The sequence below is a fragment of the Thalassolituus marinus genome, from assembly GCF_020320395.1.
GTDB classification, from domain to species: Bacteria; Pseudomonadota; Gammaproteobacteria; order Pseudomonadales; family Oceanobacteraceae; genus Venatoribacter; species Venatoribacter marinus.
On record NZ_JAEDAH010000058.1, the window covers coordinates 43,378 to 51,538 of the forward strand.

General features: G+C 55.7%; 7 protein-coding genes. 3 read left to right on the forward strand and 4 right to left on the reverse strand.

Translation table 11 applies throughout. The annotated features are described in order from the left end of the window. Window positions 1-48: 48 nt before the first annotated feature. The 4 genes from I9W95_RS11400 to I9W95_RS11415 all read right to left on the reverse strand — a co-directional run bounded on the left by I9W95_RS11400 (window position 49) and on the right by I9W95_RS11415 (window position 4,843). Window positions 49-744 carry a response regulator gene (locus I9W95_RS11400; protein WP_225674951.1) on the reverse strand — a complete coding sequence of 232 codons (696 nt, stop codon included), beginning with the start codon at window positions 742-744 and terminating at the stop codon, window positions 49-51. Further along, on the reverse strand, window positions 741-2,183 hold the full coding sequence (locus I9W95_RS11405; RefSeq protein ID WP_225674953.1) for a DUF4118 domain-containing protein: 1,443 nt from the start codon (window positions 2,181-2,183) through the stop codon (window positions 741-743). The genes I9W95_RS11400 and I9W95_RS11405 overlap by 4 nt, the downstream gene beginning before the upstream one ends. A gap of 3 nt (window positions 2,184-2,186) precedes the next feature. Beyond that, window positions 2,187-3,635, reverse strand: coding sequence for a TrkH family potassium uptake protein (locus tag I9W95_RS11410; RefSeq protein WP_225674955.1), 1,449 nt, complete (start codon window positions 3,633-3,635; stop codon window positions 2,187-2,189). Between the two features lie 161 nt (window positions 3,636-3,796). Beyond that, on the reverse strand, window positions 3,797-4,843 hold the full coding sequence (locus I9W95_RS11415; protein WP_225674956.1) for a fatty acid desaturase: 1,047 nt from the start codon (window positions 4,841-4,843) through the stop codon (window positions 3,797-3,799). Between the two features lie 132 nt (window positions 4,844-4,975). On the opposite strand from I9W95_RS11415, the gene I9W95_RS11420 reads away from it, so the two are divergent. The 3 genes from I9W95_RS11420 (at window position 4,976) to acuI (ending at window position 7,734) form a co-directional block, all read left to right on the forward strand. Then, a complete protein-coding gene (locus tag I9W95_RS11420) occupies window positions 4,976-5,995 on the forward strand; it encodes an AraC family transcriptional regulator ligand-binding domain-containing protein (protein WP_225674958.1) in 1,020 nt (339 codons plus the stop codon). A 62-nt stretch (window positions 5,996-6,057) separates the two neighbouring features. Further along, on the forward strand, window positions 6,058-6,726 hold the full coding sequence (acuR, locus tag I9W95_RS11425; RefSeq protein ID WP_225674960.1) for an acrylate utilization transcriptional regulator AcuR: 669 nt from the start codon (window positions 6,058-6,060) through the stop codon (window positions 6,724-6,726). A gap of 27 nt (window positions 6,727-6,753) precedes the next feature. After that, window positions 6,754-7,734, forward strand: coding sequence for an acrylyl-CoA reductase (NADPH) (acuI, locus tag I9W95_RS11430; protein ID WP_318653611.1), 981 nt, complete (start codon window positions 6,754-6,756; stop codon window positions 7,732-7,734). The last annotated feature ends 427 nt before the right edge of the window (window positions 7,735-8,161 follow it).

The window sequence follows — 8,161 nt, forward strand, 5'->3', positions numbered from 1 at the left end:
AATAAACCTGCCATAAAAAAGCCCGCATTATGCGGGCTTTTTTATGGGTTATTGTCCGCTCTGAGCCTCGCCGATAAAACGATAGCCAACGCCTGCTTCGGTTTCGATATAGCGCGGGCGTGCCGGATCATCGCCCAGTTTATTGCGTATCTGGCGAATAAAAATACGCAGATAATGGGAGTCGTCGAGGTGAGAGGCCCCCCAGTATTTCTGCAGTAAATAGTGATAGGTCAGAATCTGGCCGGGATGCGACATCATCTCTGTCAGCAGTTCATATTCCCGGGGTGAAAAGCGCAAACGTTCTCCCTGCAGGGTTACGGTACGTGACAGATAATCGACCTCAAGGTTACCGTCACTCCACACCGCGGGCGGCTGCTCACGACCACTGCTGATACGCAGTGCAGCACGAATTCGTGCCAGTAATTCTTTTACACCGAAGGGTTTTTCCACGTAATCGTTACAGCCGTTATCCAGCGCTTCGACTTTTTCTTTCTCGCTGTTGCGTACGGATAACACGATCACCGGAACGTCGCTGAAAGCCCGCAGTTCTTTCAGTACCTGCTGGCCGTCGATATCCGGCAGACCAAGATCAAGAATAACCAGATCCGGTTGTTCCAGTACCAGCTGCTGCAGCCCCTGCTTGCCGGTTTCTGCTTCGATAATACTGTAACCCTGAGACTCCAGACTGATGGTCAGGAAACGGCGGATCTGAGGCTCATCGTCAATAATCAGAATCCGTATCATGCTTGTGCTCCTTCATAGCCGGGGGCATTGGCCGGAATTTTCAGCCGGATGCAGGTTCCCTGTTCCGCTGAGCTGGACACCACGCTGGCTGATCCACCATGGGCTGCCAGAATGCCCTGACAAATGGTCAGACCCAGACCGGTGCCACCGGTTTTCTGGTCACCACGGGCAAGGGTAAAAAACATATCGAAAATTGCCGGCCACTGGGCTTCAGGAATACCCGGCCCGGAGTCTGAGATATCCAGCAACAGATATTGTTCCTGCAGCGTGGCGTGAATGCGGATCACTTTGCCAGCCGGGGTGTAACGTACGGCATTTTCCAGCACGTTGAATAACGCCTGTTCCAGCAAGGCTGCGTGCACAAACAGCAGCGGTAAGTCGTCATCCAGTTCGGTAATAATCTGCTGACCATCGAGCAGAGGATTAAGGCGGCGGATGGAAACGCTGACGATTTCATCGATGCCGACCCAGTCGCGTTCCAGCTTTAATTCTCCCTGGCCGATTTTGGTCATATCCAGAAGTTTCTGAATATAGCGGTCGAGACGGCGGGCTTCGCTCAGGGTATTTTTTAATAATTCGTCCTGCTGAGCTTCGTTCAGGCTGGCGCGCAGATCGCACAGGCTGCTTACTGAGCCGATCATGGTCGCCAGCGGTGTACGCAGGTCATGGGAAATGGAAGACAACAGCGCCGAGCGTAATTGCTCGCGTTCTTTGTGCATGGTTTCACGTTGCAGGTTTTCAATCAGCTGCACGCGGCTAAGCGCGAGACGCAGTAATTCCAGCGTTGCTTCCAGTTGCGCCCGGGCCCAGGTGGGCTGACTGCGGCGGAAACGAATACTGACGCCGTGAATTTCGCCTGCGTTATCCTTTACTGCCAGTGTTACCCGGTCGGCTTCATGGTTTACCGTTAAACCACGGTCAGCGGCAATGGCAGCGGCTCCGCTCAGTGGTTCAATCTGATACAAACCTCCGGCGGAATACTGGCTGGTATGAGCGGCAAAACAGCGCAGTAATTCTTCTGCGCTCATACATGAGGCTAACGATTGCGCCAGATTCATTTGCTGGCGGGTCCAGCGAATGCTGTTTTCCAGTGCCTGTACTTTCTCCCGCAGGCCCGCAGCCAGATGGCCCGTTACCAGAGCAACCAGCACCAGAATCGAGGCGGTGAGCAGATCTTCGCGGTGAAGAATGTAAAGCGTGTAGTGAGGTGTGGTAAAAAAGAAATTAAATGCCAGAAACGATAACACTGCCGCCAGCAGAGCCGGGCGAATAGCGGTGGTAAAAGCCGTTAGAAGTACCCCGGCCAGATAAAACAGCACCAGACTGGCATCTGGCAGAATATGATCGAGCAACCAGCACCCTAGGGTGATGATCAGAGGAACGCAGATCGCGATCAGCCAGTGACGCAGTGGCGTTTTGTTACGCATAAAATCGGCCACGGATTAACCTCTCCAGAATACCGGTGATAACAACACCATAACGGTCAGCAACTCCAGCCGCCCGAGAATCATGGCAAAACTCAGAATCCATTTTGCACTGTCAGACAGTGTAGCGAAATTACCGGCCGGACCGATGGTGTCGCCAATCCCCGGGCCGACATTCGCCAGTGCCGTGGCTGCTCCGGTAAAGGCTGTCAGGAAATCCAGCCCGGTCAGAGCCAGTAACAGCGTGGTTACGGTCAGTACCAGAAAAAACAGAAAGGAAAACGCCACGGCCGACCCCATGATGTCATCGGATACAGCTTTGTCGTTGTAGCGCACGGCAAAGGTTCCGCGAGGGTGCACCAGCTTATTCATCTGATCGCGCAGAAACAGCCACGATAATTGAAAGCGGAATATTTTCATACCGCCGCTGGTGGAGCCGGAGCAGCCACCGATAAAGGTTACGAAGAAAAACAACGCCACAGCAAACATGCCCCACTGGGTGTAATCCTGTGAGGCATAGCCAGTGGTGGTAATTACCGAGGTAATGTTGAATGCGGTGTGGGTCAGAATTTCAAACAGCGGTTTTTCGCTGGACAGCCATTGTTGCAGGGTCAGCATCAACGTCAGCGCGCAGACGATCAGCAGAAAGGCGTTAACCTGCTGATCACGGAAGGCTGCCATGCGGTGTTTGCTCATCAACTGAATAAACAGGCGAAACGGCATGGCACCGAGCAGCATAAACAGGGTGGATATCCACAGAATGGTATCGTTGAAGCGTCCCATGGACTGGTCATCGGTGGCATAGCCTCCGGTAGAAACTGTCGTCATGGCATGATTGATGGCGTCAAAGGCATCCATACCGGCCAGCGCATAACTGAGCGAACACAGCAGGGTCATGCCCAGATAGGCGGCCAGCAGACCACGCGCCATATGGTGAAAACGCGGCAGCGATTTATCTGACCAGTCGGACGATTCAGTCTGGAACAGACGCATCCCACCGACGCGCAGAAACGGCAGAATCGACACCGCCATCCCTATAACGCCAAAGCCACCAATCCACTGCAGCATGGAGCGCCATAACAACAATGACGGTGGCAGCTGATTGAGGTTGGAAAGCACGGTGGAGCCGGTGGTGGTAATCCCCGACACTGCTTCAAACACGGCGTCGCTGAAACTCATGGGATGATCGAGCAGCATCAGTGGTAAGGCACTGTAAAAGGAAAGCTGCAGCCAGCTGACACTGGTGAGCAGATACAGCTGTCGTGCATTCAGGGAAAACGGCGGGCGATAGCCAGGGGCCAGCTGCACGATGCCGCAAATCGCTACGCAGGCAGAGCTCAGGAAAAAGGCATCGAACTCCTGATCGTCGGCACACCAGGCGAAAAATGCCGGAATCAGCAGTAAGCCGGCAATCACACAGGCGAGAATGCCACAGGCATACAGAACAGGACCAAACAACTTGTACACAGGCTCAGGCTCCCGCCGTGAATACCTGGTTATTGTCACTGTCCGGGCCGTAAAGATTCGAGACAGCGTTTGCTGTTGTGCCGTAAAAATTCCGTAAACAGGGCGAAAAAAAGCCCGCACAGTACGGGCAATTATTACTGCTGGAGTGTGCGGGTTGGATGTTAACCGTTGGCGGTTGCGCCGAGCTCTTGTGGCTGTATTTCCGGGAATCGGTTGCGACGCAGAAAGGTGCTCAGGTCATTAAACGGCACGCCCTGTTCGCGCATGACTTTGTGTGCAGCGGATGCCGTCAGCTGGCGAATGTAGAAGGGCTCGCCGACAACAAAATGGTGAATGCCGTGGGTGCTGCCAAAATTGAAGCAGAACAGCTGAAGTGGCCAGAACAGCGGGTGAGTCAGTACCTGGGTCTGCTTCAGCACCGAATCGACATTGCCGTAGTAATGCATATTGGAGCTGATGAAATTAATGCTGAATGAGCGCAGGTAAAACGGCGCAATAATCATGACCACCCATTTATCCAGCAGCTCAAAGCGGGCGATGGTTTCCGCACTCCAGACCGGTGCAAAGCCGGTATAAGGCGCCAGCAGATTAATGGCGTGATAGCCCAGCACGCTGTACCAGACTGCTGCGGTGATCCACGGCAGCGGGAAGTTACCAGCCAGTACCCGCGCGAAGTGATACAGCTTTTTGCCTTTTGGCGCTTCCAGCAGGGCGCGGGTCAGGTTGCCGACAAAGGTGTCGAGCATAATCAGCCAGCGCAGCGGGCCGAAGCTGCGGCCATTACCGATACCGCGTTCTTCAATATCGGCTTCTGTGCCGGACTTTTTATGATGAAGAAAATGCAGATAGCGGCGAATCCATGGATTGATGGTGCCCGGGCGAAAAATCCACACACCGGCCATCATCAGGTGATGAATCAGTTTATTGTTCTTAAAGTACTGCCAGTGAATCAGGTCGTGTTCCAGTTCATGCAGCAGTGAGGTCAGAAAAGCGACCAGAGGAATACTGACCCAGGCGCTGAGATAGCCGTGCCAGTACGCCAGACCGCTGGCAATAATGCCGCTGATCGCAAACAGGAAGACGCTCATGCCAATCAGATTCTGATTGGCCAGCAGTGGATAACGAGTACGGGCGGCATCACCAGCAGCACGTACTTCGCGCCGGATAATTTCGATGCGCTCGGCATCGCTGGATGGAGAGTGAGACATAGCTGAAACCTGATGTGTTGTTGCTTTTATCGAGGCTATTGATGCCAGAGAGGATGAAAGCTGGCCAACACTGACATTCTGTATGGCCGTAAAGCCTGCTAATGTTGGCCGAAATCCCTTCAGGATGTGGCTGTGAGCAATGATCATCAGGCGGTTTATCCCGCCGCCGAATTGTTTCTGCTGAAGCAGTTTATGAAGCGCGAAGGCATTGCTGCCAGTCAGGCGCTGCCCGGCAGTGGCCTGACGCTGGCACAGCTGAACAGTGCCGAAAGCCCGGTATCAATGGATCAGTTTGATCGCCTGTATCGCAACCTGTATCGCCTAGCCGGACGAGCGGATTTCGGTCTGGCGCTGGGCAGTGCGCTGAGCCTGTCGCGCTGGGGTTTAACCGCTACCGCTTTGCTAAGCAGTAAGACGCTGGGGGATGCACTGGCTACCGCCGACCGCATGAAAGCCTTGCTGCGCAGTCGTTTCAGCCTGTCGGTAACACTCGAACAGGATGAATACCGGGTGCAGGTCGAGCGCCTGCAGGGCATGAGTTACGCCCTCAATGCCGCCTATGCCCATGAGATTATGCTGGCCAGCCTGCAGCAGCAGATCCGCCAGTTGCTGGGCCGTGACTTCCGTTTCAGCAGCATTGATGTGAATTATCCGGCACCGGCTCACGCCCGTGAGTACGAGCGGGTGTTTGCCTGTCCGATTCGTTTTGACCAGCCACAGACAACCTTCTGCATTCACCGTGAGCTGATGCATGCCCCACTGCCACTGGCGAATCCGGTGGTGAAACAGCAGGCAATGGCTGCGGCACAGGCCGAGCTGCGCCGTGTCAGCATCGCCCATCGCGGCGACATTCTGTTGCGGGTGCGCAGCGTGCTGGAGCAGGGCGAAGCGCGTATGGGTATTGATGAGGTGGCGGCCCGTCTTAACCTGTCGGCGCGTACTCTGCGTCGTAAGCTGGCGGCGCAGGAGTCAGCGTTCCAGACGCTGCAGGATGAAGAGACCCTGCGCCGCGCCAGCCTGTATCTGGCCGACCCGCTGGCGAAGGTGCCACAGGTGGCACTGCAATGCGGATTTCGTGATGTCGCCAGCTTCCGTGCACTGTTCCACCGTCTGACCGGGCTCAGTCCGCAGCAGTGGCGGCAACGCAATTAATACTGGACATGCGTCTGTCTCTGGGATTTAAATAGACGATCGGTCTAATTAATTGAGTCGCCATGACGCAGTCGCATCCAACAGCTCTTACGTCTGAATCATCAGCGGTTGCACCACGCCGTCGTGGTCGCCCGCGTAAAGCAGACACTCAGCCACAGGAAACCCGCCAGCAGTTGCTGCGTGCCGGGTTGGAGATGCTGACGGAAAAGGGCTATTCCGCCGCCGGGCTGGATGAAATCCTGCGTCACGCCGGCGTGCCTAAAGGCTCGTTCTACCATTACTTCAGCAGCAAGGAAGCCTACGGTCAGGCCTTAATCGAAGACTACGGCCGCTACTTTGCCCGTAAGCTCGACCGCTGGTTACTGAACGACGAGCGCGAACCACTGCAGCGAATTGCTGATTTTATTGATGATGCCTGTCATGGCATGCAACGCCATGAATTCCGTAAAGGCTGCCTGGTCGGCAACCTTGGTCAGGAGATCATGGCGTTACCGGAATCGTTTCGTCAGCAACTGAGCGATGTATTTAACGACTGGCAGCAGCGCTTAGCGGCCTGTCTGCAGCAGGCACAGGCGCAGCAACAGCTGGCGTCTGCTGTCGATTGTGAACAACTGGCTGCGTTCTTCTGGACCGGCTGGGAAGGTGCTGTGCTGCGTGCACGGCTGGAAAAATCCAACGAGCCCCTGCGAGTTTTTGCGGCGGGTTTCTTTCAATTGATTTCCCGCAGCTGACAAGCTGACCCGATTGCTACGGAGGCAATGATGAAAGGCATTCTGATTACCAAAGACGACAACGGCCAGCAGGTAGCACTGCAGGACATCGACGAGTCTATGTTGCCGGAAGGCGATGTTACCGTGCGCGTGGCCTGTTCCAGTATTAACTACAAAGATGGTCTGGCCATTACCGGCGCATCGCCAGTGGTGCGCAGCTTCCCGATGGTGCCGGGTATTGATTTCGCCGGTACGGTAGAAGCTTCGGACAACCCGGAATTCAAAGTGGGCGACAAAGTCGTGCTCAATGGCTGGGGCGTGGGCGAAAAACACTGGGGTGGTCTGGCTGAGCTGGCACGGGTACCGGCACAGTATCTGATTCCGCTGCAAAGCCCGTTCAGCGAGAAACAGGCGATGGGTATTGGTACTGCGGGTTACACCGCCATGCTGTGCGTACTGGCCATTGAAAAACACGGCGTGAAGCCGGAAGACGGCCCGGTACTGGTGACGGGTGCTGCTGGTGGTGTAGGCACGGTTGCGGTGGCTGTGCTGGCCAAACTGGGCTATCAGGTAACCGCTATGACCGGCCGTGCGGAAGAAGCCGATTTCCTGCGTTCACTGGGTGCCAGCGACGTTATTGAACGCGGTGCTTACGGCGAAAAAGGTCGCCCGTTGGGCAAAGAGCTGTGGGCTGCGGCAGTGGATGTAGCCGGTGGTCAGGTACTGGCTAACGTGTGCTCGGAAATTAAATACGGCGGTATCGTTGCGGCCTGCGGTCTGGCTGCGGGCATGGGCCTGCCAGCTACGGTTGCGCCGTTTATTCTGCGGGGCGTGACGCTGGCCGGCATCGACAGCGTGATGGCACCGAAAGAAAAACGACTGGAAGCCTGGGCGCGTCTGGCGCAGGATCTGGATATCGCCAAGCTGGAAAACCTGATGCACGAAATTCCACTGGGTCAGGTGGTGACAGAAGCGCCGAAAATTCTCGAAGGTAAAGTGCGCGGGCGTATTGTGGTGCCGGTGGGTTAACAGTCAGACGTCGGAGGTCTGGCGTCCGACGCCAGAAACCTGAACGGCTAAGCAGGTAGGGTGCGCACTGCGCACCGACTGCGCTTTATGTTTAGTAAGGAGCCAGAAGCAGGAACAAGGCTTGGCGTTAAAAATATTCAGGCTGCCAGGGAAGGGCGCAAACTTTTCGTTATGTTGAATGCTTGTCGGAAAATGTGAGCATTGTGGTGCGCAGTGCGCACCCTACATGACATCCTGCACTCGGCATCGACCTCCGACCTCCGACCTCCGACCTCCGACATCCGACCTCCGACATCCGACATCCGACCTCCGACCTCCGACCTCCGACCTCCGACATCCGACATCCGACCTCCGACCTCCGACCTCCGACCTCCGACCTCCGACCTCCGACCTCCGACCTCCGACCTCCGACCTCCGACCTCCGACC